The organism is Nocardia sp. NPDC005746, assembly GCF_040630785.1.
In the GTDB taxonomy this organism is placed as follows: domain Bacteria; phylum Actinomycetota; class Actinomycetes; order Mycobacteriales; family Mycobacteriaceae; genus Nocardia.
The window spans coordinates 164,223-187,472 of sequence record NZ_JBEXYE010000001.1 but is presented as its reverse complement, the minus strand read 5'-3'; the positions used below and the strand labels follow the sequence as shown (position 1 = coordinate 187,472).

Sequence of the window (23,250 nt, the reverse complement as noted above, 5' to 3'; positions counted from 1 at the left end):
ACTGAACGAGGTGCGCGGGCTCCATTGCCCGCACACCTCGGCATCGGTCGTTCACGATCACACTCAGAGAATCGCGACTACTCCGATCGCGACGGCGGCCACCAGCACACCGATCGCGACCGAAGGCATCAAAGCGCCGGTCAGTATGTATACGCCCATCGCCGATACCGCGAAGAGCATCCCTACGATCAGCCGTTCGACCCAGTCGTCAGGACCCAATTTGCGGTACCGGGGACGTGCATTCTTCAGTCCTCGGTCCACGAATAGTTGGATACCCATGTTTTAACGCGCGTAAACATGGTTTCGTTGCTGAACGGCTGCCGTTTCGTGATCAACTCTCAGCGCTGGGAATCCGGGGCCCCGCACTGGTGCGCGGGGCCCCGGTGCCAGATTTTCTGTGGTGATCGTCAGCGACGGAACAGTTTGTTTCCCAGCCAGACGATCGGATCGTATTTCCGGTCCACCACGCGTTCCTTGAGTGGGATCAGCGCATTGTCGGTGATCTTGATGTGCTCGGGGCACACCTCGGTGCAGCACTTCGTGATATTGCAGTAGCCCAGCCCGGCGTCCTCTTGCGCCAGATCACGGCGATCCGCCACATCGAGAGGATGCATTTCGAGTTCCGCAATACGCATCAGGTAACGCGGGCCGGAGAACGCGTGCTTGTTGTCCTCGTGATCGCGCACCACATGACAGGTGTTCTGGCACAGGAAGCACTCGATGCACTTGCGGAATTCCTGTGACCGTTCCACGTCGGCCTGCTGCATCCGATAATCACCCGGCTTCAGATCCACCGGCGGTGTGAACGACGGGACCTCGCGCGCCTTCCGATAATTGAACGACACATCCGTGACCAGGTCGCGAATCACGGGGAAGGTGCGCATCGGCGTCACCGTCACCACTTCGTCCTCGGTGAACGTCGACATCCGGGTCATGCACAGCAGCCGCGGCCGGCCGTTCACCTCGGCCGAGCAGGAACCGCACTTGCCCGCCTTGCAGTTCCAGCGCACCGCCAGATCCGGGGCCTGGGTGGCCTGCAGGCGGTGGATGATGTCGAGCACCACCTCGCCCTCGTTCACCTCCACGGTGAAGTCGTGCAGGCCGCCGCCCTCGGTATCGCCGCGCCACACCTTGAACTTCGCCTGATAACCCATGGCTATTCCGCCTTTCCGGCGTCGTCCCGCAGCTCCGCGAGATCGGCGGGGGTGTAATACTTTTCGAGTTCGGCCAGGTCGAACAGCCGCAGCAGCTCGGCGCGCATCGGGATCTGGGCCTCGGAGGTGACGGTGACCGCGGGCACCGAGAAGCCGACCTCGTCCTCGCCGATCGTGCAGACCAGCAACTGATTCCGCCACACCGGATCCATGCCCGGGTGGTCATCGCGGGTGTGACCGCCGCGGCTCTCGGTGCGCAACAACGCCGCCTGCGCGACGCATTCGCTGATCAGCAGCATGTTGCGCAGGTCGATGGCCAGGTGCCAGCCCGGGTTGAACTGCCGGTGCCCCTCCACGGTGACGTGGTCGTAGCGGTCGCGCAGTTCGGACAGCTTCTCCACGGCCTGCTTCAGCTCGTGTTCCTTGCGGATGATGCCGACCAGGTCGTTCATGGTCTGCTGCAGGTCCATGTGCAGGGTGTAGGGGTTCTCCCCCCGGCCCTCGTCCGGCGGATCGAACGGCGTCACCGCCGCTTTCGCGGCCGCGGCGATATCGGTGTCGGAGATCTTGGGCCGTGCGGCCAGCTGCTCCACGTAGGTGGCCGCGCCCAGTCCGGCGCGACGGCCGAACACCAGCAGGTCCGACAGTGAGTTCCCGCCGAGCCGGTTGGATCCGTGCAGGCCGCCCGCGCACTCCCCGGCCGCGAACAGGCCCGGCACCTTCGCCGCCTGGGTGTCCGGGTCGACCTCGATGCCGCCCATGACGTAGTGGCAGGTCGGCCCGACCTCCATCGGCTCCTTCGTGATGTCCACGTCCGCCAGCTCCTTGAACTGGTGGTGCATGGACGGCAGCCGCTTGATGATCTGGTCGGCGGGCAGCCGCGAGGCGATGTCGAGGTACACGCCGCCGTGTTCGGTGCCGCGTCCCGCCTTCACCTCTTCGTTGATGGCACGCGCCACCTCGTCACGGGGCAGCAGGTCCGGGGTGCGGCGGGCGGAGTCGTTGTCCTTCAACCACTGGTCCGCCTCCTCGATGCTCTCGGCGTACTGCCCCTTGAACACCGGCGGGATGTAGTCGAACATGAATCGCTTGCCGTCGGAGTTCTTGAGCACCCCGCCGTCGCCGCGCACACCCTCGGTGACCAGGATGCCCTTCACCGAGGGCGGCCAGACCATGCCGGTCGGATGGAACTGCAGGAACTCCATATTGATCAGCGAGGCCCCGGCGCGCAGCGCGAGCGCGTGGCCGTCGCCGGTGTACTCCCAGGAGTTCGAGGTCACCTTGTAGGACTTGCCGACGCCGCCGGTGGCGATGACCACCGCGGGCGTCTCGAACAGGATGAAGCGGCCCGATTCCCGCCAGTAGCCGAAGGCCCCGGAGATCTTGTCGCCGTCCTTGAGCAGTTCGGTGATGGTGCACTCGGCGAAGATCTTGATCCGCGCCTCGTAGTCGCCGGTCTGCGCGAAATCCTCCTGCTGCAGCGAGACGATCTTCTGCTGCATGGTGCGGATGATCTCGAGGCCGGTGCGGTCACCGACGTGCGCCAGCCGCGGATAGGTGTGGCCGCCGAAGTTGCGCTGGCTGATCCGCCCGTCCGGGGTTCGATCGAACAGCGCCCCATAGGTTTCCAGCTCCCACACCCGGTCGGGCGCCTCCTGGGCGTGGAGTTCGGCCATGCGCCAGTTGTTGAGGAACTTTCCACCGCGCATGGTGTCCTTGAAATGGACCTGCCAGCTGTCCTTCTCGTTGGCGTTGCCCATGGCGGCCGCGCAGCCGCCCTCGGCCATGACGGTGTGCGCCTTGCCGAACAGGGACTTGCAGACCACCGCCACCGACAACCCGTGTTCGCGGGCCTCGATCACCGCACGCAGACCGGCACCGCCGGCACCGATCACGACGACGTCGTACTTGTGCCGCTCGACTTCAGGCATGGAACCGAATACTCCTGGGAGACTGAGGAATAGAGGACTGTCAGCCGATGAGGCGAGGATCGGAGATGGTTCCGCTCGCGACCAGCATGACGTAGAAATCGGTGAGGACCAGCGTGCCCAGCGTGGTCCAGGCCAACTGCATGTGCCGGGTGTTCAGCTTCGACACCACGGTCCAGAAGCGGTAGCGCACCGGGTGCTGCGAGAAGTGCTTGAGCCGCCCGCCCGCGATGTGCCGGCAGGAGTGGCACGACAGCGTGTACGCCCACAGCAGCAGGGCGTTCCCGGTGATGATCGCCGTGCCCAGGCCGATGCCGAAGCCACCGTCCTTGGCGTGGAAGGAGATCACCGCGTCGTAGGTGTTGATCACCGAGATGATCACCGCGACGTAGAAGAAGTAGCGGTGCGCGTTCTGGATGATCAGCGGAAGCTTGGTCTCCCCAGAATATTTGGCGTGCGGCTCGGCCACCGCGCAGGCCGGCGGGGACATCCACACCGACCGGTAGTAGGCCTTGCGGTAGTAGTAACAGGTGAGCCGGAACAGCAACAGGAACGGCAGCACCAGGAAGCCCAGCGGAATCCACATGGGCAGGTGGCCGATCGGGGTGCCGAAGTGGCTCGAGCCCTCGACGCACGAAGCGCTCAGGCAGGGCGAATAGAACGGTGTCAGATAGTGGAAGTCGTTCACCCAATACGCGGTCCGCACAAAGGATCTGACGGTCGCGTAGACGACGAACGCCCCCAGTCCGAGCACCGTCAATGCCGGCGGCAACCACCACCGGTCGGTGCGCAGTGTGCGTGCCGCGATGGCGGCCCGACCCCTGCTGAAAACCCCGGTACTCGATTCAGAAGCCTTGACTGGTGCGGCGCTCACTGCGGCCTGCCTCGCTGCTCTACCCCGTGGAACGTCATCGTTACCTCCGGCATCGAATGTGATGGTGAGCACCCTACGACAGGAGTGCTATTACTCGAGCTCGCATCAGCTATTTCGTGATCCAGTGATTTACGCCACATTTCCTGCGAACTTTCGCGGTTCGTTCGTGTAGTGAACAAACGGCAATCGCGCGAACTCGGCGGGCTGTCACCGGGATTGGCCGTGGCGTGACTGCGCAGCTCCGGAGGGTTGTTTTCGCCGGTTACACACCGTCACACGGCAGCAACAAGGGTGTGGTGGCCTGTCCCCCTGATGAGGGCTGGAAGGGAGCCGATGATGAGACGTGCCGCCATCGTCATGCCGATGCGCACACCGGTGGGCCTGCCCGGCGGCGCGCTCGCCGCGGTGCCGCCGAACCGTCTGGTCGGCACGGCTATTGGGGCGGTGCTCGGCCGGTCCGGCATCGACCCGCTCCGGGTGGAACAGCTGGTCACCGCCGTGCCCGACCCCGGCGTCATCCGCCCCGCGCTGCCACGCTGCGGGCTGTCCCCCGAGCTCGGCGAATTCACCGTCGGATCCGGACCTGGCAGCGGCCTGCGTGCCCTGATCACCGCCACCATGATGGTGCGGTCCGGCGCGGCGGGCGTGGTGCTGGCCGTGGGGGCCGAATATCCTTGTGCCGCACCGTCGTTTGCCGCGCAATTCGCCAGCGTCCGGACGCCCGCCGCCGGGCCCGGAGCTCCGGACGCCGGCCCCAGCACCGACGAGCAGATCGCGCTGTGGGCCACGGAACCGGCACGCGGACAAGCGGATTCGGTGCGGACCGAACAGCTGGCCCGCCACCACGGCCTGGACCGGACCGCCGCCGACGACTTCGCCGCGGTCAGCCACCGCCGCGCGGCCCGCGCTCACCGGCAGGGCGTCTTCGGAGCCGAGATCGCGCCGACGGTCGTGTGTGCCCGACCGGACGACCCGAACTCCGAGGTGGTGCGTCTGGTCGACCGCGACGAGGGCCTGCGCGACGATGTCTCGCACCGCGCCTTCGCCGCCCTGCCCCCGTTCCGCCCCGGCGGGGTGACCACCGCCGCCAACAGCAGCACCCGTGGCCTCGCCGCCTCGGCCTGCCTGGTGGTCGCCGAGGACCGCCTCGCCGACCTGGGCCTGGAACCCCTGGCCTACCTGATGGACTGGGCCAGCGCCGCCGCGCCCGCCGACGCCACCGCTCCGGCCGCCACCGGTGCGATCGCGAAGACCCTGTGGCGCAATGGATTCGAATTGTCCGATCTGGCCTTGCTGGAGGTCGAGGAATCGTCCGCCGTCGAGGTTCTGGCGCTGGCCCGCGTGCTGGGCCTGACGGAACACGCCGGTGGGTCGGCGGAACACGCGGGCGGTATCGCGGACCCCGCGGATGGCCGCCTGAATGTGCACGGCGGGTCGATCGCCCTGGGCGAGCCGGGCGGCGCCGCGGGCCTGCGCATGGTCACCACCATGCTGTACGAATTGGCTCGCCGGGAAGGCGGACTCGGCCTGGCGGTCACCCCCGCGGGCCCCGACACCGCCCTGGCGGCGATCTTCGAATCACCGGATCGAACACCGGTTTCCGAGACGCCGCGCGGTGCGCGCTTCCGTGGCGCGGGCGGCCGGCGCTCCGGTCGAGGTCGTCACCGCCCCTGACTGATCCCCATGCGCGGCTCATCGGCGCGCTACAGCGGCAACTGAGCTCACCCGACGCGCTGGCCGAATCACCGAGCCCCGACGCCATTGTCGAGGTGGCTCAGCTGCTGTTCGAAACGACGGTTCGGCTACTTGGTGCGGGGACGGGAGTGGAAGCCGAGGCCCTCGTCCTGCGCGCCCATCCAGGCCGCCTCGTCGTGCTTGGCGTCCGGGACGTAGATGGTCTCCTGCTTCGCGGCCGGGGACTCCGGGGGCGGGGTCTGCTCGAACTCGTCGGCATCGATGCTGAGCCGCTCCAGATCGTTCTCCAGCCGGCGAACGGTGCCCGCGTCTCCGTAGTGCGAGCGCAGCGCGCCCACGCACTGGCGGAGCTGGCCAACCGCGTAGCGGAGTTCCGCAATCTCGCTGCGTGTCATCGAAAACCTCCTCGACCTGTGTGACAGACCACACATCGTGATCTACAACACAGTACGTGATCATGCGGGATTCGTCTCGTCCGCGATGGATATTTGCTGTTCGAGGGCCTGTCGAGAGGGCTCGAATCGGGGTCTGACACGTTTCAGATCCACGAATCGGGCCGTCGCCGAGCGGCTTCCGGCTACCCCGCGATGGCGTACTCGGGCCCGCCGTCCGGGCCGAAATCCGGGTTCTCGGCGCGCATCGCCGCGGTCGCGCGCGCCACCAGCCCGACCACCGCCGCGGCCACCTCCTCGGCCCGCTCCAGGATCACGCTGTGCCCGGCCCCGTCCAGGCGCACCAGCTCGGCATCGGCGACCTGGGAGGCCAGCACCACCGAATGCGCGAACGGGATCATGATGTCCGCGGACCCGGCCAGCACCAGCACCGGAATCTCGCCCAGCCGGTGCAGGGTCGCGGACTCGTCGAACTGGATCAACGACTCCAGGAAGCTGGCCATGGTCAGCAGCGAGGTGTCGTTGAGCATGGCCGTCGCCACCGCCAGCATGCGCGGACTCACCTTCCGGGTGCCCAGGGTGGCGTCACGCATGATCGGCTCGAAGATCCTGCGGCTCAGATGCTTCGAGGCCTGCATGGCCCGCGGCGCGCGCTTCACCGCAGCGCGCAGCGAGCTCACCGCGGGCGGGCTCAGCAGCCGTCCCAGCCCCACCCGGGTCACGCCATTGGCGGCGCTGGAGATCAGGCCGACGCCCACGATCCGGGTGCCGATGGCCATCGGGTGCAGCCGCGCGTACGCCAGCACCGTCATGGCGCCCATCGAATGTCCCACCAGCACAACGGGTCCGGTCGGCACCACGGCCCGCAACACCGCGTCCAGATCCTTGGCCAGCTGCTCGATGGTGTAGGTCGAGGGGTCCGCATTGCCCGAATCCCCGTGTCCGCGATGGTCGTAGAACACCATGTGGGTGTCCTCGCCCCAGGTCTCCATCAGATGCCCGCGCATGAACGCCCACGATTCCGCGCGCAGACAGTGTCCGTGCACGAACACCACGGTGACCGGGGCATCGGTGGCGCCGAACTCGCGAACCGCGAGCGGCACGCCGTCATCCGCCGTGACGGTGATGTGGCGGCCGTCGAAATCGGCCGCGCGAGAGTTGAGCGTGGACATGACGTCCTCCTGAAGAGTGCGCCTTCTTGCCCGGTTGTCGGAATGGATGCCCCCGGCGTTAACCCCCCACACCAGGCGTTATGCACAAGTTGTCCAACTGTCTCCGCTGATCTATACAGCCTGCCGACGGATCCTCCCCCGCCTCGGCAACTTGCACCTCCTGAATATCTACTTGTATCTATCAAAAACAATAGAAACCTCTAGATAGTCCACGACTAAAGTTGACCCGGTGACACGAGACCGATTGTTCCGGTTCGTCCATGTCACCGGCCACGCGTGCTGGTGGGTCTTCGTCGTCGCGACCCTGTGGCCGGGCAGCGCCGATTTCAGCTGGACCGGCGACGTCGACCTGCCCCGCGGATACGCCGACTACCTCCCCTCCGACGGCTTCTGCATGGCCGGCCCGATCGCGGTCGTAGCCTTCCTGGTCCTGATCATCGCCGCCGCGGTGGAAGCGGCCGCGGTCGGCCGCCTCGCCCCGGGCCTGATGACCGTCGGCACCCCGTTCGTCGCGGCCATCGTGCTCTGGTCGGTGAATCCGACCGGCTGCGGCGGCCACGGCACCTCCGCCGTCCTCCCCGCCCTGCCGATCGTCCTCGTCGCCATCGCCCTCCGCGAGATCTGGGCCCGCGCCTTGGCACCCCACCCCTCGTCCTGAGAATCTGCCGCTATCTAGGCAATTCGCTAGATAGCGGCAGAGTTTTATCGCGCGCGCCGTCGGCTAGGTCGCGGCCTCCGTTTTCGTGGACGGCAGGAACGGGCGGATCAAGTTCTTCTCCACCGACGGGCCGAACTGCCATTCGGCGATCCAGGGGCCGGTGCCTTCGCTCGGGTCCAGGGCGCCGCCCTCGATCCATCGATAGCGGCCGTCGAGGATGCCGCGGGTCAGGTCGGTGTCGGCGTCGTCGGTGTTGGACCAGAGGGCGTCGAAGAGGCGCTCGATGCGGAGACGGGACTGGCGGCAGAAGACTTCGGCCAGCTCCTCGGCGGCTTCGCCGTCGGGGCCGCCCGCGACGCGGAGGGACTGGGCGCGGACGCAGGCGGCGGCCATGGCGAACAGTTCGGCGCCGATGTCGACGATGCGGCCGAGGAAGCCCTGTTTGTATTCGAGCTTGGCCTGCCAGCGGGCCATGCCGTACATGAGGGCGCGGGCCTGCTTGCGGGACATGCGTTCGACGTAGCGCATGTGGCGTGCGAGGGGGCCGAATTCGCCGTAACTCACCGGGGCGGTGCCCGCGCCGACGGCCAGTTGCGGGAACCACTTGGCGTAGAAGCCGCTCGCGCCGACCGCCGCCTTGGCCTTGTCCTTCAGTTCGGCATTGCGGTCGACCAGGGCGCCGGCGGCGGCCATGTGGGCGTCGGCCATCTCGCGGGCGATGAGCAGGCGCATGATCTCGCTGGAGCCCTCGAAGATGCGGTTGATCCGCAGATCCCGCACCAATTGCTCGGCGGCGACCGCCCTTTCGCCGCGGGCCTGCAGCGATGCCGCGGTCTCGTAGCCGCGGCCGCCGCGGATCTGCACCAGCTCGTCGGCGATCTGACAGGCCATCTCCGAAGCCCACAGTTTGGCCAGCGCGGCCTCGATGCGGATGTCGTTGCGGTTCTCGTCGCACATGGTGGCGGACAGGTCGAGCACCGACTCCAGCGCGAAAGTCGTTGCGGCGATGAAGGACAGCTTGGTGCCGACGGCGCCGTGCTCGCCGACCGGGCGGCCCCACTGCACACGGGTGGCCGACCATTCCCGCGCGATCTTCAGCGACCACTTGGCCGCCGCGGTGCACATGGCCGGAATCGCCAGGCGACCGGCATTGAGGGTGGTCAGCGCGATCTTCAGCCCGTCGCCTTCACGCCCCACCAGGTTTCGCTTCGGGACCCGCACATTGTGCATGCGGGTGACGCCGTTCTCGATGCCGCGCAGACCCATGAACCCGTTGCGGCGTTCCACGGTGATGCCGGGGCTGTCGGCCTCCACGATGAACGCGGAGATGCCGCCGCGGTGCCCCTCGCTCCTGGGCACCCGCGCCATCACCACCAGCAGTTCGGCCACCACGCCGTTGGTGGTCCACAGCTTCACGCCGTTGAGTTCGTAGGCCTCGCCGTCGGCGGTGGGGGTGGCGGTGGAGGCCATGCGCGCCGGATCGGAGCCGACATCGGGTTCGGTGAGCAGGAACGCGCTGACCGCGCCCTGGGCGCAGCGCGGCAGGAACTCCCGCTTCTGTTCCGGGGTGCCCGCCAGCTTCAGCGGTTCCGGCACGCCGATGGACTGGTGCGCCGAGAGCAGCACGCCGAGGCTGGCGTGCGCGGAGCCGACCAGCATGAGCGCGCGGTTGTAGCCGACCTGGGAGAGTCCGACCCCGCCGTACTCCGCGGGAATCTTGAGCCCGAAGCAGCCGAGCTCGGCCAGCCCGCGCACGTACTCGTCGGGGATGCGGCCCTCGGCCTCGATGCGGAGGCCGTCGATGGTCTCGCAGAACGCGCGCAGCCGGGTCAGGTAGGCCTCGATCGCGGCCTCGTCGGCGGCGCTGGGGCGGGGGAAGGGATGGATGAGGTCGAGCCGGAATCGGCCGAGGAACATCTCCTTGGCGAAGGATGGCTTTGCCCAGGTGGTTTCGCGGGATTCCTCGACGAGTGCCCGGGCCTGTTCTTCGGTGGCGTCGACTTTGGCGACAGTCGCCATGATGTCCTCCTCGACCGTGATGAGAATCACATTCGAGTGTAGGAGCCTTTGTTACCCACCGGTAGGGGTATATCGATCGTTCACCATTCCTATTGCACACCACGGAGATAGCGGCCGAAATGCGGAACCGTGAAACCGATGGTGCCGCGCTCGGCCGAATAGATGAGTCCCTTCTTGATCAGCCCGTCCCGGGCCGGGGACAGAGATGCGGGTTTTCGCCCCAGTTCGTTGGCGACCGCCGAGGTCGCGACCGGTCCGTCGTCTCCGGACAGATCGGCCATAGCGCGCATGTATTCACGCTCGGCGGGCGTAGCGCGTTCGTAGCGGGAACCGAAGAAACCGACCGCCAATTCTTCTTCGGCGGCGGGTGACGCCACCGCCACGTCCTCGGCCGAGATCGGACTCCGCGCCGCCGCGTCCCACACCGCCTTGCCGTACGCCTGCACGAAATACGGATACCCGTCGGCCTTCTTGTAGAGCGCGTCCAGCGCCTCCGCCGAGTACTCCACGCTCTCCCGCTCGGCGGGCGCGATCAACGCCTGATCCGCCGACTCCCGATCCAGCCGATCGATCCGGTGATAGGAGAACAACCGCTCGGAGTAGCTCTTGGACGCGGTCAGCACCGCGGGCAGGTGCGGCAGCCCCGCCCCGACCACGATCAAAGGCGCGGCGTCCTGGCTCAATTCGTGGCAGGCCACGCAGATGGCGGAGATGTCGGCGGCCCCGAGATCCTGCATCTCGTCGATGAACACCGCGATCCCGATGCCGTGATCGCGCACCAGCGCCGCGGCCTCCACGAGCAGCTCGACGAGGTCGATCTCGATATCGCCGGAGTCGGCGCGCCCGGTCACCGCGGGCACGTCGATGCCCGGGTTCCAGCGGTCCCGCATGCCCTTGTCGGCGGTGGAGCGCAGCGCGAAAGCCTTGAGAATCCCCAGGAAATCGTCCACCTGCTCCGGATTGCGGTGTCCCACGGCCAGGGAACGCACCGCCATGTGCAGCGCCGAGGCCAGCGGCCGCCGCAGTTCCTGATCCGGCCGCGCCTCCAGCTTGCCGGTGCCCCATCCGCGGGTGCGGGCGGCGGAGCGAAGCTGGTTGAGCAGCACCGTCTTTCCGACCCCGCGCAGTCCGGTGAGCATGACGCTGCGCTCCGGCCTGCCCTTCGCCACCCGTTCCAGCACGATGTCGAAGGCCGCGAGCTGCCGGCCCCGGCCCGCGAGTTCCGGTGGCCGCTGCCCCGCGCCGGGTGCGTACGGATTCTTGACGGGGTCCATGCGGCCCAACCGTAGCGCGGGAATCACGGATTATCCGGGTATCTATGGCGGGCCCTAGACGCAGCTATCGACCGGCATGTGGCACATGTGCCCGCGGTGTCGCCCGGGGTCTCTACCCTTATGCCTGATTCGTTGGGATCCAGGGCAGGAGGGTTCATGTCGGAAGAAGTCGTACCCCCCACCGTCGCGGAGGTGGTCGAGTCCTGGAACGTCCCCGCCGAGGCGGTGGTCGCCGCACGCATCCGCAACAACATCCTGGTCGCCATCGAGCGCGGGTACGACGATCCGCAGCTGGTGGCCGACCTCGCGGTGGGACCGCTGGTGATGGCCCTGGGCCAGTTGGAAGTGGACCTCGCCGACGCGCGCCGGCGGATTGCCGAACTGGAGCGGGGCGCTCAGGCGAAGGGTTGATAACGGCCGGAACGATCGCCTATACCGTCTCGTGATCCACGGCTCTTTACACCGAAATGACCGCTTAGCGGGACGTTTTCGGAAACATTGGACGCGCCGCCTGTGTCGGGTGGACAACCGGGCGACCGAGTCGTAATCTTCTCGTGACTTAGCGGAGTCTGTTGCTTCATCGGAGAGGCAGCCCGCGAAGTTACAAGCAGCACGATCGGAGATGCGTCTCAGTGGGTAAGCACAGCTTGCAGCAGGAATCGAAGCTTCCGGCTTCCGTGAAGGGTGCCATCGTCATGGGTGCGATGGCGGCGACGACTACTGGTGTCTTCCCGGCGATCACCGCCACGGCCGCCACCGTCGAGATCCCCGGCATCGGAAACTTCGATGTGCCGGACGAATTCACGCCCCAGGTGCAGCAGTTCAACCAGACGGTCAAGGACGCCGCGACGGCGCTGCAGACCCCCGGCGCTCTGGGCGGCGGCGCCCAGGTCGGCGCTCCGGCGGTCGCGCCCGCTCCGCAGTTCCAGCTGCCGACCATCTTCAACAAGCCGAGCTCCGTGGGTGACATCGCCCTGCACGCGGCCGAGACCAAGGTCGGCGCCCAGTACTCCTGGGGTGCGACCGGTCCCTACAGCTTCGACTGCTCCGGCCTGGTCCAGTGGGCCTACAAGCAGGCCGGAATCGAGCTGCCCCGCACCAGCTTCGAGCAGTCCAATGTCGGCGCCCCGGTCGCCTTCGACGACCTGCAGCCCGGCGACATCGTCATCACCAACGGTGGCGGCCACGTCGGCATCTACGCCGGCGACGGCAAGCTGCTGAACGCCGTGCAGTCCGGCACCCCGGTCTCCTACACCCCGCTGCACGCCAGCCAGGTGGTCACCGCCCGCCGCGTCGTCAACGCGTGACACGTAATCTTTAGAGCGTGACCCCTGCTCCACTGAGCACTACGGCCCAGGCCCGAGTTGATTCTTGGACCTGGGCCGTCCGCATTTTCAAGACCCGATCGGCGGCCGCGGCGGCCTGCCGGTCCGGGCATGTCCGGGTGAACGGCGTGCCGGTGAAACCCGCGCACTCGCTGAAACCCGGTGACGAGATCCGGGTGCGCGTCAACGGGACCGAACGCATCGTCATCGTCGAGCAGCTCATCACCAAACGGGTGGGCGCGGCCGTGGCCGTACAGTGCATGATCGACAAGAGCCCGCCGCCGCCCGATCCGCAACTGACCGCGCTGATACCGCGCCGGGATCGCGGTGCGGGACGCCCCACCAAGCGGGAGCGCCGCGAGACCGACAAACTCCTCGGTCGCGAATCCGACTGATCGGGACGCTCAGGACTTCTTATCGCCCTGCGCCGGAGCGAGATTCCCCGATTGCGTCGCCGCGGCCGACCGTGCTCCCCACGCGGCCGCGGCAATGGTCACCAGTGCGCCCAGCATGAGGGCGGCCGGTTCGCCCGGTTTCAGCGCATGCAGTTGGGTGCCCACCGTGACCGCCGCGACCGGGACCCCGATCTGCGCCGAGGCGATGGCGCCCAACGGAACCGGCTGACCCAGCACCCGCATGAGCGCGTGGGCCAGCACCGCGCCCGCCCCGAGGGCTAGGCCGAGCAGGATCAGGTACGGGTGGTCGCCGAACTCGCGCAGGTTCAGACGCGCACCCAGCCAGACGAAGAACAAGGGCGCGAGGAATCCGTCGCTCAGGGCGAACAGCTGCCTGGCCACCCGGCGCGGTTCGCCGACCGCCGCCACCGCCAGACCGAGGGCGAAGCCCGCCAACATGATCGACACGTGACTGCGGGTGGCCAGCGCGCCGAGGGCGAACAGCAGCGCCAGGCTGACCCGCAATTCGAGAGCGAACTTCCGATCCTCGGACACCGTGTGCAGCCGGTGCCGGATACCGGATTCCTCGAGCCAACGCAGGAAGAAGTAGACGATCAGCGCGGCCGCCGCGACCAGCAGCGCGCCGATGGCGGCCCGGCCCGCATTGCCCGTATCGATCACCAGCGGCAACGCGATCACCGCGGCCGCGTCGGCGAGGGCGACCTGAGCGGTCAACTCCAGGACCGGCTTTCCGCCCAGGCCCTGCGAGTCGATGATCGGCAGCACGATGGCCGCCGACGACGAGGCGATGAGCACCGCGTAGAGCAGCCCGTGCCCGGTGTCGAACCAGACCGCGATGCCCTGCCCCGCGATCATGGCCAGCACGCCCACCGCCACCGCGCGCGCCGCGCCGCGCCCGAGCGCCGAGCGGATCGCCGTGTCGCGCACCGGCACGTGGGTGCCCGCCACGAACATGACCACCGCGAAGCCGACGTCGGCCAGGAAGGTGAAGGTCGGGTCGGCCGGGTGCAGCAGGCCGAAGCCGGTGGTGCCGAAGACGATTCCGGCCAGCAGCTCGCCCAGGATCACCGGCAGATGCCAGGACTGCCGCCAGGCCAGCCAGGGCCCGGCCAGTCCGAGGACGGTGATCAGTGTGAGGGTCTGGAAGTTCACTTCGATCTCACGGCAGTGGGGCGATCTTCACCGGGATCGCGATGTTCTCGTCGGTGTAATAGATGGCGCACACCCGGTGGTAGCCGTCGACGATCTGCATGGGCACGCCCTTGCGGAAGTCGCCGCGCACCACCAGGATCGGCGACAGCGCCTTCCCGGCAGTGATCTTGGCCAGGTCACGCCGCACGTAGGGGTTGTAGCTGGGCAGGATCTCCAGGTGCGACGCCCGCAACAGGTCCTTGGCCTTCTTGTGGCTCACCGGCGCGTCGCGCAGCGACTGGACGACCTGCTCGATGACGTCCGGCTCCGCCAGCATCTCGAGGTAGTCCGCGGCGGCCGGGTAGTCGTGCTCGTCCGGCTCCTTCTTCCACTCGACCGTGATCTCGGGATCCGTCATCCAGTCATCATGCCTGAGCCGGCGCCGATACTCGTTCAGGCTGCGGGCCCGACCTCCCACTCCACGCAGATGACCCGCCGATCCGCCTGCGCGTCCGCGAGTTCCCGCACCGCCTCCGGCCCGCCCGCGCCGGGCGCCGAGGTCAGCAGCACGGTGAAGTCCGTGGGATCGGCCGCGGTCAGCTCCAGCAGATTGGTCGCCGCCACCAGTCGCGTCGCGCCGGACGCGTGCACCACACCCCGTACCACCGACCCGCATTCGCGTATGTCCTGCAGGGCCGTCGCGAGGTCGGCGCGATCGGCGCAGTCGCACCGCATCATGACGATCCGATCCTCCATGCCGGTCAATCGGGCGGGCAGCGGCCGCGGTGTGCGAGTCAACACCACCACGTCCCGCGCACCGGCCGCCAGCAGCCACCGCACCGCGGCTTCGCCCTGCGGCCCCAGCCCGCCCGCTACCACATATGTCCCCTCGGGACGGATCTCCACCTCGGGGAACACCGGACCGGGCGGATGTCCGTCCGCGGCGAACCCGGGCCGCGGCCAACTGCCCGAATCACCGGAATCCGGTCGCCGCCACTGCCGTTGCGGCGGTGCGGTCGTGTGCGGACCCAGCGCGGTCCAATCCACGGTCCGCCCCTCCAGATACAACCGCGCGATCGTGCGCAACAGACTCCCCGCCTCGTCATCCGCCGCCAGCACGGGCCACGCGCCGTCCCGCAGCGCGATCCGCTCCCGCACCGCGGAGGTCAGCACCGAGGTGGGACCGACCTCGAGCACGGTCGAAAAGCCGTCCGCGACAACACCGTCCAACGCCGCCGCGAGCTCGACCGCCTGCGAGACGTTCGCGGTCCAATACTCGCCGTCCATCAGGGGCGAGCAATCCGGGCTGTCGGGGCGCAACACGGCGCCGCGTCGGGTGGTCGAATAGAGCGGCCACCACGGGTGCCGGGGCGCGAGATCAGCGAGCTCGCCGCGCAATTCGTGGGCGCGGCCGCGGACCATCGGCAGGTGTGGCGGCTCGTGGTCCGATCCGGCGGGTACCCGCTGTGCGAAGATGGCGCGCCGATGGGCTCGCCGGACCAGCGCATCGACATACCGTGGCTCACCTGACACGGTGATCGCCAGGCCGTCCACGGCTGCCACCGCGACCTCCGCGCTCATCGGCGTGACCAGCTGATTCACCTCGGCGGGGGTCGCTTCCAGCACCGCCGCGGTCCCGCCGCCACCGGCCCGGGCCACCAGCCGCGCTCGTGCCACCGCGACGCGCGCCCCGTCCTCGAGCGACAACGCGCCGCACCCGACCGCCGCCGCGACCTCGCCCGCACCGTGCCCGGCGACCCCGTCCGCGTGAATCCCCCACGACTCCAGCAGTTCCGTCAGCGCGTACTGGAAGACGAACAGCGAAATCTGTCTGGAAACGATCCCATCGCGGCCATCCGGGATGCCCGTCACTCCCCCGTCGTGCCTACTGGAGTCGCGGAGATCGCCGTGGATCCCACTGCCGGTCTCGTTATCGGGAGGGGCACCCGCGCACGGTGTCTCGTCGAGCTCCGCAGCGTCTGCTCGGTCATCGCCGCGACCCGACGCGGCCGCGGCCGTGGACGGCGGTGAATGGTCCGACGCCGGGTGCGGGGTCGAGGCCGACACCGCGACGTGCCCGTTCCGCCCGAATCCATAGCGCGGCGTCCATACTCGCGGGCCGCCCACCTCGACGACCACGTCGACAGCCCTGGTGAGGGCCGCGGCGAAGACCGGGTAGCGCGCGGTGAGGGCGCGTCCCATGCGCGGATGGTCTCCGGTCCCGGGGAACAGGAAAAGCACACCGCCGTCGGCACGTTCGCGGACCGGGGTGAAGACATCGGGCCCGGAGACCGTCACGAAGGGAGCGGCTGTCAGGGAGCCGGTGCCGGGCGTCGCCAGCGGTGCCCGTGCGTGATCCGTCGCGGTGCTCGCCTCGATCCGGCGGGCGAGCGCGCGCAACTGGGCGGCGGCCTCGATGCCGTCCCGTGCGATGACGGCGGCGCGGGCCGGTTCGGGCACGAGTCTGGCCGTGGCGGCGGCGAATTCGCGCAGGGATCGGTACGAGCCGAGCGCGACGGCCCAGCGCAGGGCCAGGTGGCGGATGGTGACGGCGTCGGGTCCGGAGACCGGGATGAGGATGGGCGGTTCCTCGCCGCGGTCGGTGTCGGACGATCCGCCCTGGCGCGGATCGTCGAGCGCGATGTGCGCGTCCACCCCGCGTGTCTCACGGAAACCGATTCCGGGGCCCCCGATTTCGGCGTACCGGCGGGTCCGGGTGCGCAACGCGTCGCCGGTGCGTTGCAGCACCAGGACGGTGCACACCCCGGCGCCACCGCCCGCGCGGTCGCCGCCCTCGAGTCCCGCGCCCCGTGGCAGCGGCAGGCGCAGGTCCGAGATGTCCGGGAGCAGCGTGAGATCCACGCCCCCGGCGAGGACGAACGGCACGGATTCGTCGGCCAGCAGCCGGACGCCCATGTCCACCGCCACCAGCGGTGAGGCCCGCTGGCTGTCCACGGTCAGGCTGGGCCCGCGCAGGTCGAGCGCCCGCGACAGGTGGTGTGCCGTGTTGGTGCCGCCAATCGCGCCGAACACGACCGCCGCCCGGGAACCCGTTGCCAGGCAACCCAATCCGGAGTCGTCGAGGGCTTCGACGGCCGCCTCGAGGGTGGTGCGCTGGCGCGGGGTCAGGCCGACGGCGGCGAGCCGGTCCAGCCCGAACCACGCGTGGTCGAAGTCGGTGCCGGTGGCCCGGCAACCGACACCGACGATCGACACCCTCGTCGCCGGGGTGGGATCGGTGGTCGCTCTCGTACTGTGGTGCACAGGAATGCCCTCCCGTGTCCGCGCGCTGTCGGCCGTCGAGGTACTCCGGCGATTCTGCCAAGATTTCCTCGCGGTCTGAAGACCTTTCGTGCAGGCACGGCCCCGCGACCGGCGCGAGGCTCACCGCCACCTGGGATTACGAGGCGGTGCGAGAGTGAAAGGGCTGGTCGAAATCCTCGGCCGTGGCGTGGGTACTGAAGAACCGCAGTGCTAGGTTCACCGCGTCCTGTTCGGTGTACACACCGGAGATGGCCATGGTCCGGCGCAGCGCGTCGTCGTCGAGATAGATTCGAGTGATTGCCATTTCAGGCACCTCCGCCGCATCCGTCGTTACTGAAAAGCATGACGGATCCAGCGTCCGGGGATACCCCGAATGACGAGAGCCCTCGGCACGAGTGCCAAGGGCTCTTGTCGTAATTGTCTGGGACGTACCGACTTTCGCCGAACATCCCGAAGGGCTCAGCCGAGCATGCCCGCCAGCCGCTGCCCGATCAGCGCCTCGGCCTCGGCGACCATGCGCGACACCAGCTCGCCGCAGGTCGGGATGTCGTCGATGAGGCCCTGCACCTGACCGGCCGACCAGATGCCGGCGTCCAGGTCGCCCTCCTCGAACACCCGGCGACCGCGGGCGCCCGCGACCAGGTCCCGGACGTCCTCGAACTTGCCGCCCGCCTTTTCGATCTCGACGACCTTGCGGCTGATCTCGTTGTCGGCCACCCGCGCGGTGTTGTGCATGGTGCGGAAGATGAGCTGGGTGGCCCGCTCGGAGTTGGCGACGATCTGCTCCTTGACCGTCTGGTGGATAGCCGACTCCTGGGTGCACATGAAGCGGGTGCCCATGTTCACGCCGTCCGCGCCCAGCGCCAGCGCCGCGACCAGGCCGCGGGCGTCGGCGATACCGCCGGAGGCGATGACCGGGATATCGAGCGCCTGGGTGGCGGCCGGGATCAGGATCAGACCGGGTACGTCGTCCTCGCCGGGGTGGCCGGCGCATTCGAAGCCGTCGATGGACACGCCGTCGACGCCGATCTTCTGGGCCTTGAGCGCGTGCCGGACGCTGGTGCACTTGTGCAGCACCTTGATCCCGGCGTCCTTGTAGTACGGCAGGAACGGCTCGGGGTTGGACCCGGCGGTCTCCACGATCTTCACGCCGGAGTCGATGATGGCCTGCGCGTACTCCTGGTACGGCGGCGGGTTGATCGACGGCAGGATGGTGACGTTCACGCCGAAGGGCTTGTCGGTCAGCTCCCGCGCGCGGTCGATCTCGCGGCGCAGGTCGTCGGGCGTGGGCTGGGTGAGCGCGGTGATGATGCCGAGGCCGCCCGCCTCGGAGACGGCCGCGGCGAGCTCGGCGCGGCCGACCCACATCATGCCGCCCTGCACGATCGGGTGCTCCACCCCGAAGGTCTCGGTGAATCTGGTCTTCAGTGCCATGGGCGCTGTCCTCTTCCTGCCTCTCGCAACTGCCCCGATACTCGCATAGTTGCATATGGGGCGACAACCCTGATGTGAGTCAGAGTTTGCATAAACGCAGTGCCGTCACCTGTGGGTCTGTGGATGGTTGCCTGCGGACAACAGGGTGGTGCACCCCCGAATACAGCCTCTGAACTGCTGTATGACTGGGTGAGAACGTATCGATTAATCCTTCTCTGTAACCCTTGTCACGTCAGAAAGTTAAGCGGTATTCTCACGGTCGATCAGCGTGAAAGGACACCGCATGACCTTCCAGCCGCTAGACGAGCCGATTCGATCGGTTCGCAACCACTGGGTGAACCAGATCGGCACGCACGCGGCCATGCGGCCCGGCCACGTGGCCTTCACGTTCAAGGGCGCGGAGACCACCTGGAAGCGGCTGCACGAGCGGTCGGAGAAGTTCGCCGACGCGCTGTCCCGTCGAGGGGTCGGGTTCGGCGATCGCGTGCTCATCCTGGCGCTGAACTACACCGAGTACATCGAGGCGGTCATGGGCATCAACGCCCTCGGCGCCATCGCGGTGCCGGTGAACTTCCGGCTCACCCCGCCCGAGGTCGCCTACATCGTGGCCGACTCCGGCGCGAAGGCGATCGTCACCGACTCGGTGCTGCAGCCGCTCGCGGTGGGCGTGGCCGGGCAGGCCGCGGAGCTGTCCACCGTGGTCGTGATCAACGGGCGGACCGGCGAGGGCGTGCTCGGCTACGACGAGCTGCTCGCCGAGCCGGGCGAACCCCATGCGCCGCTGGACATTCCGGAGGACACGCCCTGCCTGATCATGTACACCTCGGGCACCACCGGCAGCCCCAAGGGCGCGGTGCTCACCCACGCGAACATGAACGCGCAGGCGCTGACCTGTATCCGGGCCCTGGAGATCACCCCCGATTCGATCGGCTTCTGCACCTCCCCGCTGTTCCACATCGCCGGATTGGGTAGTCTCGCACCGTATTTCATGCTCGGCGGCACCACCGTGCTGCACCCGCTGGGCGCGTTCGACGCCACCGAATTCCTCGACGCCATCGAGGCCGAGCAGGCCACCACCGCGTTCTGCGTCCCGGCGCAGTGGCAGCTCATCTGCGAGGAACCCACCGTCAAGCAGCGCAAGCTGGCTCTGCGGGCGCTGTCGTGGGGCGCGGCCCCCGCCTCGGACACGGTGCTGCGGGCCATGGCCGACTGCTTCCCGGACGCCTTCAACGTGGCGGTCTTCGGTCAGACCGAGCTGTCGCCCATCACCTGTGTGCTCGAGGGCAAGGACGCGCTGCGCAAGCTCGGCTCGGTCGGCCTGCCCATCCCGACCCTGCAGGTCCGGGTCGTCGACGACGAGATGAACGATGTCGCCCCGGGTGAGATCGGCGAGATCGTCTACCGCGGACCGACTCTCATGCAGCGCTACTGGAACAAGCCCGAGGCCACCGCGGAGGCCTTCCACGGCGGCTGGTTCCACTCCGGTGACCTCGTGCGCCGCGACGAGGAGGGCTTCGTCTACGTGGTGGACCGCAAGAAGGACATGATCATCTCCGGCGGCGAGAACATCTACTGCGCCGAGGTCGAGAACGTGCTCTTCGCGCACCCCAAGATCCATGAGGCCGCCGTGGTCGGCCGCGCCCACGAGAAGTGGGGCGAGGTGCCGGTGGCGGTGGTCGCGCTGGCCGCGGGCATCGACGAGCTGACCCTCGAGGAGTTGGAGCCGTTCCTGAACGAGTCCCTGGCCCGCTACAAGCACCCCAAGCATCTGGTGGTGGTGCCCGAGCTGCCCCGCAATGCCAGCGGCAAGGTCGTGAAGGTCGCACTGCGCGACCAGTATTCGGCCTGACCCGACAGCTGTGCTCTAGCCGCCCGCGCCCGTTGCTCCCGCGCCGGGCGCGACTGTCAAATCATGTCCTTCGCGGTGAGCCAGCGCATGATCGGCCAGCCGCAGAACACCGGCAGCCAGCAGGTCAGCACGCGGTAGAGGAGCACGGCGGGGACCGCGATCCCCGCCGACACTCCGAACGCGGCCAGACCACCGATGAGCGCGGCCTCCACCGCGCCCACACCGCCGGGTGTCGGCGCGGCCGAGGCCAGCGTGCCGCCGATCATGGTGACGATGGTGACGGTCACGAAAGTCGTACTGCCGCCGAAGGCTTCGATACTGGCCCACAGCGCCAGCGCCATGCCGAGGGTGGTGGTGGCGCAGCCGCCCACGATCATGGCCAGCCGCCCCGGTCGCCGCGCCAGGTCCTTCAGCTGGCCGACCACGTCCGCCAGCTGCGGGCGCACCTCGTTGAGCAGCCACTTGCGCACCTTGGGGACGAACATGGTCACGCCCAGCAGGCCCAGCAGGGCGCCGGCCACGAGGTACAGCACGGTGGCGCTGGGCACGAAATGCGAGAGGTCGGTGGAGGTTCCGGCCAGCGCGCCGAAGATCAGCAGCAACACCACGTGGGACACCACCTGAACGGTCTGCTGCAACGCGACCGCCGCGGTGGCCCGCACCGCGCCGAGCCCGCCCTTCTGCAGGAAGCGCACGCTCAACGCCAGACCGCCGACACCGGCCGGGGTGGTGGTCGCGGCGAAGGTGTTGGCGATCTGCATGAGCAGCAGGTTGCCGAACTTCACGGCCTCGGAGGCGCACGCCCACAACGCCATCGCCGCGCCCACGTAGGTCAGCGCGGACACGGTCAGGCCGAGCAGCGCCCACCCCCAGTTCAGGTTGCCCAGTTCGGAGGCGAAGGTCGGCACCGCGCTGATGTACGGGTAGGCCACGTACACCAGGCCGATCAGCAGGACCAGCTGGATGATCTGGTTGCGCGAGAAGCGGTTGATCTGCGCGGCCTCGATCTTGTCCTGCCCGGTCTGCGCGGCCACTTCCTCGCGGATGGACTTCATCAGCTCGCCGGCGTCGGGCACCGCCTTGCGGACGTGAGTGGGCATGGCGGTCTTGGTGAGTCGCGCCGAGGCGTCGAGCACGGCCTGCTTGTCCAGCACCTCGAGCGCGGTCCGCACCGCCGGGCCGGTGCCGAACAACGCGGACGAGCCGAGCAGCAGCTGGGCCACGTCGGAATCGAAACGCACCTGGTAGGCGCCGAATTCCGATTGCACGAAGCCGCCGAACAGCACCGCGTCGTCGAGGATGCGGATCTCGTCGGTGCGCAGGTCCCCGTGCGACATCTGGGCCTGGTGCATGCGGTGCAGCGCCTGCCACGCCCGGGTCAGCGCCGGTTCCCCGTCGGCGGCCGCGAGCGGACGGCCCTGGGGCACGGTGTGCGCGTACAGCGTCCAGCCGCGGTCCAGCGCCGCGACAGTGAGCGGTTTGTAGCTGGCCAGGCCCAGATCCGCGATGGCGAAACCCATCAGCGCCTTGTGCTCGACCGCGCGCCGCATGGACGCGAACGGGGCCGGATACTCGCCGCTGCGAATGGTCAGCCAGCGCCGCAGCTGCTGCAGCATGCCGCGGCTGCGCTGGTTCGCGCCGTACAGCTCGATGATCAATTCATCGTCCGGTGAATGGGATTCGCCGGTCTCGGCCGCACCGGACGGACCGTTGGGCGAGGCGCTGAGCTCGGGCTGCGGCGTCGTCGAGGCCGACAGCACCAGCGGCCCGCGGGCGGCCGGGCGCAGCACCGTGAACGCGGTGACGCGGAAGCCGCGCTGGGCCAGCACCCGCACCGTCGCGGCCAGCGGCACCTCCAGCGCGGGGGTGCCGACCACCAGCACGATCACCGCGCCCACCAGCCAGCCCACCACCAGACCCAGAGCCGCGCGGGCGGGCACCACCAGCGAGACGAACAGGTGGATCGGCACGAACGCCAGCAGCAGCGTCCACCACCAGCGCCGGGCCCGGGCGGGCAGCCACGGGCTGGCCACGGTGAGCGTCGCGGCCAGCATGGCGATCCAGCGCGGGTCGTCGAGGAACTGCGACAGGAAGGTGTTGACCTGGTCGGGTTCGGACAGATGCCAGCGGGGCGCGGAGAACCCGCTGTCCGTGATGGAGAACAGCGCCACCGCGATCAGGCCCGCGGAGATGAAACCCGCCAGCAGCTTCCACTGCCGGCGTAGCACCAGCCGCACCAGGATGGCGAAGGGCAGCACCAGCACGGCGATGCCGTAGACGATGTAGACCAGGTTGGACTGTTCCGGGGTCAGGAAACCCACGATGGTGGATACCGACCGCTCCAAATCCTCCCACTGCGGCCTGGTGATCAACGATCCCGCGATGACCACGGCCACCGACAGCGCGGACAGCACGACGCGCAGAATGTCACTGGTCCGGCGGATCCGCGGCTGCAGCAGGCTGCCGGAGACGGGAATCTCCCGCCCGTCGACTCGCATGTCCTATTCGCGCTTTCGGATCGTGGGAACGGCTGTGGTCCCAGGGTCGGCTGACGCCGCTAACCGTAACCCGTGCGCCGGACACTGCCCGACAAGCCTGGCCCGAAGCGTCCGCCGCGCCCGGTTCCGGGTATCGGTTTTTCCGGCTTGTTCCGAGCGTCGGGCGG

At 68.4% G+C, this 23,250-nt stretch carries 20 protein-coding genes; 6 read left to right on the top strand and 14 right to left on the bottom strand.

Annotated elements, in window-relative coordinates; all coding sequences use genetic code 11:
* Positions 1–63: 63 nt before the first annotated feature.
* From ABZ412_RS00850 to ABZ412_RS00835, 4 genes are all read right to left on the bottom strand, one after another.
* Positions 64–261, bottom strand: a complete 198-nt coding sequence (locus ABZ412_RS00850) for a hypothetical protein (RefSeq protein WP_357274732.1) — start codon at positions 259–261, stop codon at positions 64–66.
* 146 nt (positions 262–407) lie between these two features.
* On the bottom strand, positions 408–1,154 hold the full coding sequence (locus tag ABZ412_RS00845) for a succinate dehydrogenase/fumarate reductase iron-sulfur subunit (protein WP_357274730.1): 747 nt from the start codon (positions 1,152–1,154) through the stop codon (positions 408–410).
* Positions 1,155–1,156: 2 nt separating this feature from the next.
* Positions 1,157–3,085 (bottom strand): fumarate reductase/succinate dehydrogenase flavoprotein subunit, encoded by a 1,929-nt coding sequence (locus tag ABZ412_RS00840; RefSeq protein WP_357274728.1) that lies wholly within the window; start codon positions 3,083–3,085, stop codon positions 1,157–1,159.
* A 40-nt stretch (positions 3,086–3,125) separates the two neighbouring features.
* Positions 3,126–3,956: a hypothetical protein gene (locus tag ABZ412_RS00835; protein WP_357274726.1), complete on the bottom strand. Its 831-nt coding sequence runs from the start codon at positions 3,954–3,956 to the stop codon at positions 3,126–3,128.
* A gap of 336 nt (positions 3,957–4,292) precedes the next feature.
* Here ABZ412_RS00835 and ABZ412_RS00830 point away from each other — a divergent pair, with 336 nt between their 5' ends.
* Complete coding sequence (locus ABZ412_RS00830) at positions 4,293–5,630, top strand: acetyl-CoA acetyltransferase (protein ID WP_357274724.1); 1,338 nt, start codon at positions 4,293–4,295, stop codon at positions 5,628–5,630.
* Between the two features lie 128 nt (positions 5,631–5,758).
* Here the strand turns inward: ABZ412_RS00830 and ABZ412_RS00825 are convergent, their stop codons facing one another.
* Together ABZ412_RS00825 and ABZ412_RS00820 are read right to left on the bottom strand one after the other, a co-directional pair.
* The gene (locus tag ABZ412_RS00825) at positions 5,759–6,046 is read right to left on the bottom strand and encodes a hypothetical protein (RefSeq protein ID WP_357098825.1); all 288 of its coding nucleotides are present in this window, start codon (positions 6,044–6,046) and stop codon (positions 5,759–5,761) included.
* Between the two features lie 182 nt (positions 6,047–6,228).
* Positions 6,229–7,215: an alpha/beta hydrolase gene (locus ABZ412_RS00820; protein WP_357274722.1), complete on the bottom strand. Its 987-nt coding sequence runs from the start codon at positions 7,213–7,215 to the stop codon at positions 6,229–6,231.
* A 229-nt stretch (positions 7,216–7,444) separates the two neighbouring features.
* Between ABZ412_RS00820 and ABZ412_RS00815 the strand changes: the two genes are divergently transcribed.
* Positions 7,445–7,873, top strand: a complete 429-nt coding sequence (locus ABZ412_RS00815) for a hypothetical protein (protein ID WP_357274719.1) — start codon at positions 7,445–7,447, stop codon at positions 7,871–7,873.
* Between the two features lie 63 nt (positions 7,874–7,936).
* Here the strand turns inward: ABZ412_RS00815 and ABZ412_RS00810 are convergent, their stop codons facing one another.
* Both ABZ412_RS00810 and ABZ412_RS00805 read right to left on the bottom strand, forming a co-directional pair.
* Positions 7,937–9,892, bottom strand: coding sequence for an acyl-CoA dehydrogenase family protein (locus ABZ412_RS00810; protein ID WP_357274717.1), 1,956 nt, complete (start codon positions 9,890–9,892; stop codon positions 7,937–7,939).
* Positions 9,893–9,981: 89 nt separating this feature from the next.
* A complete protein-coding gene (locus ABZ412_RS00805; protein WP_357274715.1) occupies positions 9,982–11,166 on the bottom strand; it encodes an ATP-binding protein in 1,185 nt (394 codons plus the stop codon).
* A gap of 156 nt (positions 11,167–11,322) precedes the next feature.
* Here ABZ412_RS00805 and ABZ412_RS00800 point away from each other — a divergent pair, with 156 nt between their 5' ends.
* The 3 genes from ABZ412_RS00800 to ABZ412_RS00790 all read left to right on the top strand — a co-directional run bounded on the left by ABZ412_RS00800 (position 11,323) and on the right by ABZ412_RS00790 (position 12,886).
* Positions 11,323–11,577: a hypothetical protein gene (locus ABZ412_RS00800; RefSeq protein WP_357098812.1), complete on the top strand. Its 255-nt coding sequence runs from the start codon at positions 11,323–11,325 to the stop codon at positions 11,575–11,577.
* A gap of 284 nt (positions 11,578–11,861) precedes the next feature.
* Complete coding sequence (locus ABZ412_RS00795) at positions 11,862–12,473, top strand: NlpC/P60 family protein (RefSeq protein WP_357275884.1); 612 nt, start codon at positions 11,862–11,864, stop codon at positions 12,471–12,473.
* Between the two features lie 17 nt (positions 12,474–12,490).
* Entirely contained in the window at positions 12,491–12,886 is a 396-nt protein-coding gene (locus tag ABZ412_RS00790; protein WP_357274713.1) for an RNA-binding S4 domain-containing protein, read from the top strand.
* 9 nt (positions 12,887–12,895) lie between these two features.
* Here the strand turns inward: ABZ412_RS00790 and ABZ412_RS00785 are convergent, their stop codons facing one another.
* The 5 genes from ABZ412_RS00785 to ABZ412_RS00765 form a co-directional block, all read right to left on the bottom strand.
* Positions 12,896–14,059 carry a cation:proton antiporter gene (locus tag ABZ412_RS00785; protein ID WP_357274711.1) on the bottom strand — a complete coding sequence of 388 codons (1,164 nt, stop codon included), beginning with the start codon at positions 14,057–14,059 and terminating at the stop codon, positions 12,896–12,898.
* 7 nt (positions 14,060–14,066) lie between these two features.
* Positions 14,067–14,456 (bottom strand): hypothetical protein, encoded by a 390-nt coding sequence (locus tag ABZ412_RS00780; RefSeq protein WP_357274709.1) that lies wholly within the window; start codon positions 14,454–14,456, stop codon positions 14,067–14,069.
* Positions 14,457–14,491: 35 nt separating this feature from the next.
* Entirely contained in the window at positions 14,492–17,254 is a 2,763-nt protein-coding gene (locus tag ABZ412_RS00775; protein ID WP_357274706.1) for an acyltransferase domain-containing protein, read from the bottom strand.
* A gap of 184 nt (positions 17,255–17,438) precedes the next feature.
* Positions 17,439–17,606, bottom strand: a complete 168-nt coding sequence (locus tag ABZ412_RS00770; RefSeq protein WP_357098794.1) for a type II toxin-antitoxin system VapB family antitoxin — start codon at positions 17,604–17,606, stop codon at positions 17,439–17,441.
* 155 nt (positions 17,607–17,761) lie between these two features.
* Complete coding sequence (locus tag ABZ412_RS00765; protein WP_357274704.1) at positions 17,762–18,736, bottom strand: nitronate monooxygenase family protein; 975 nt, start codon at positions 18,734–18,736, stop codon at positions 17,762–17,764.
* 283 nt (positions 18,737–19,019) lie between these two features.
* Here ABZ412_RS00765 and fadD5 point away from each other — a divergent pair, with 283 nt between their 5' ends.
* Positions 19,020–20,585: a fatty-acid--CoA ligase FadD5 gene (gene fadD5 / locus ABZ412_RS00760; protein WP_357274702.1), complete on the top strand. Its 1,566-nt coding sequence runs from the start codon at positions 19,020–19,022 to the stop codon at positions 20,583–20,585.
* 56 nt (positions 20,586–20,641) lie between these two features.
* Here the strand turns inward: fadD5 and ABZ412_RS00755 are convergent, their stop codons facing one another.
* Entirely contained in the window at positions 20,642–23,083 is a 2,442-nt protein-coding gene (locus ABZ412_RS00755) for a lysylphosphatidylglycerol synthase transmembrane domain-containing protein (protein ID WP_357274699.1), read from the bottom strand.
* Positions 23,084–23,250: the final 167 nt, after the last annotated feature.

Excerpts from the sequence above, each read along its gene's own strand:
- ABZ412_RS00845 (WP_357274730.1), bottom strand. The coding sequence starts at position 1,154 with ATGGGTTATCAGGCGAAGTTCAAGGTGTGGCGCGGCGATACCGAGGGC.
- ABZ412_RS00840 (WP_357274728.1), bottom strand. The coding sequence starts at position 3,085 with ATGCCTGAAGTCGAGCGGCACAAGTACGACGTCGTCGTGATCGGTGCC.
- ABZ412_RS00830 (WP_357274724.1), top strand. The coding sequence starts at position 4,293 with ATGAGACGTGCCGCCATCGTCATGCCGATGCGCACACCGGTGGGCCTG.
- ABZ412_RS00825 (WP_357098825.1), bottom strand. The coding sequence starts at position 6,046 with ATGACACGCAGCGAGATTGCGGAACTCCGCTACGCGGTTGGCCAGCTC.
- ABZ412_RS00820 (WP_357274722.1), bottom strand. The coding sequence starts at position 7,215 with ATGTCCACGCTCAACTCTCGCGCGGCCGATTTCGACGGCCGCCACATC.
- ABZ412_RS00810 (WP_357274717.1), bottom strand. The coding sequence starts at position 9,892 with ATGGCGACTGTCGCCAAAGTCGACGCCACCGAAGAACAGGCCCGGGCA.
- ABZ412_RS00805 (WP_357274715.1), bottom strand. The coding sequence starts at position 11,166 with ATGGACCCCGTCAAGAATCCGTACGCACCCGGCGCGGGGCAGCGGCCA.
- ABZ412_RS00800 (WP_357098812.1), top strand. The coding sequence starts at position 11,323 with ATGTCGGAAGAAGTCGTACCCCCCACCGTCGCGGAGGTGGTCGAGTCC.
- ABZ412_RS00795 (WP_357275884.1), top strand. The coding sequence starts at position 11,862 with ATGGGTGCGATGGCGGCGACGACTACTGGTGTCTTCCCGGCGATCACC.
- ABZ412_RS00780 (WP_357274709.1), bottom strand. The coding sequence starts at position 14,456 with ATGACGGATCCCGAGATCACGGTCGAGTGGAAGAAGGAGCCGGACGAG.
- ABZ412_RS00770 (WP_357098794.1), bottom strand. The coding sequence starts at position 17,606 with ATGGCAATCACTCGAATCTATCTCGACGACGACGCGCTGCGCCGGACC.
- ABZ412_RS00765 (WP_357274704.1), bottom strand. The coding sequence starts at position 18,736 with ATGGCACTGAAGACCAGATTCACCGAGACCTTCGGGGTGGAGCACCCG.
- fadD5 (WP_357274702.1), top strand. The coding sequence starts at position 19,020 with ATGACCTTCCAGCCGCTAGACGAGCCGATTCGATCGGTTCGCAACCAC.
- ABZ412_RS00755 (WP_357274699.1), bottom strand. The coding sequence starts at position 23,083 with ATGCGAGTCGACGGGCGGGAGATTCCCGTCTCCGGCAGCCTGCTGCAG.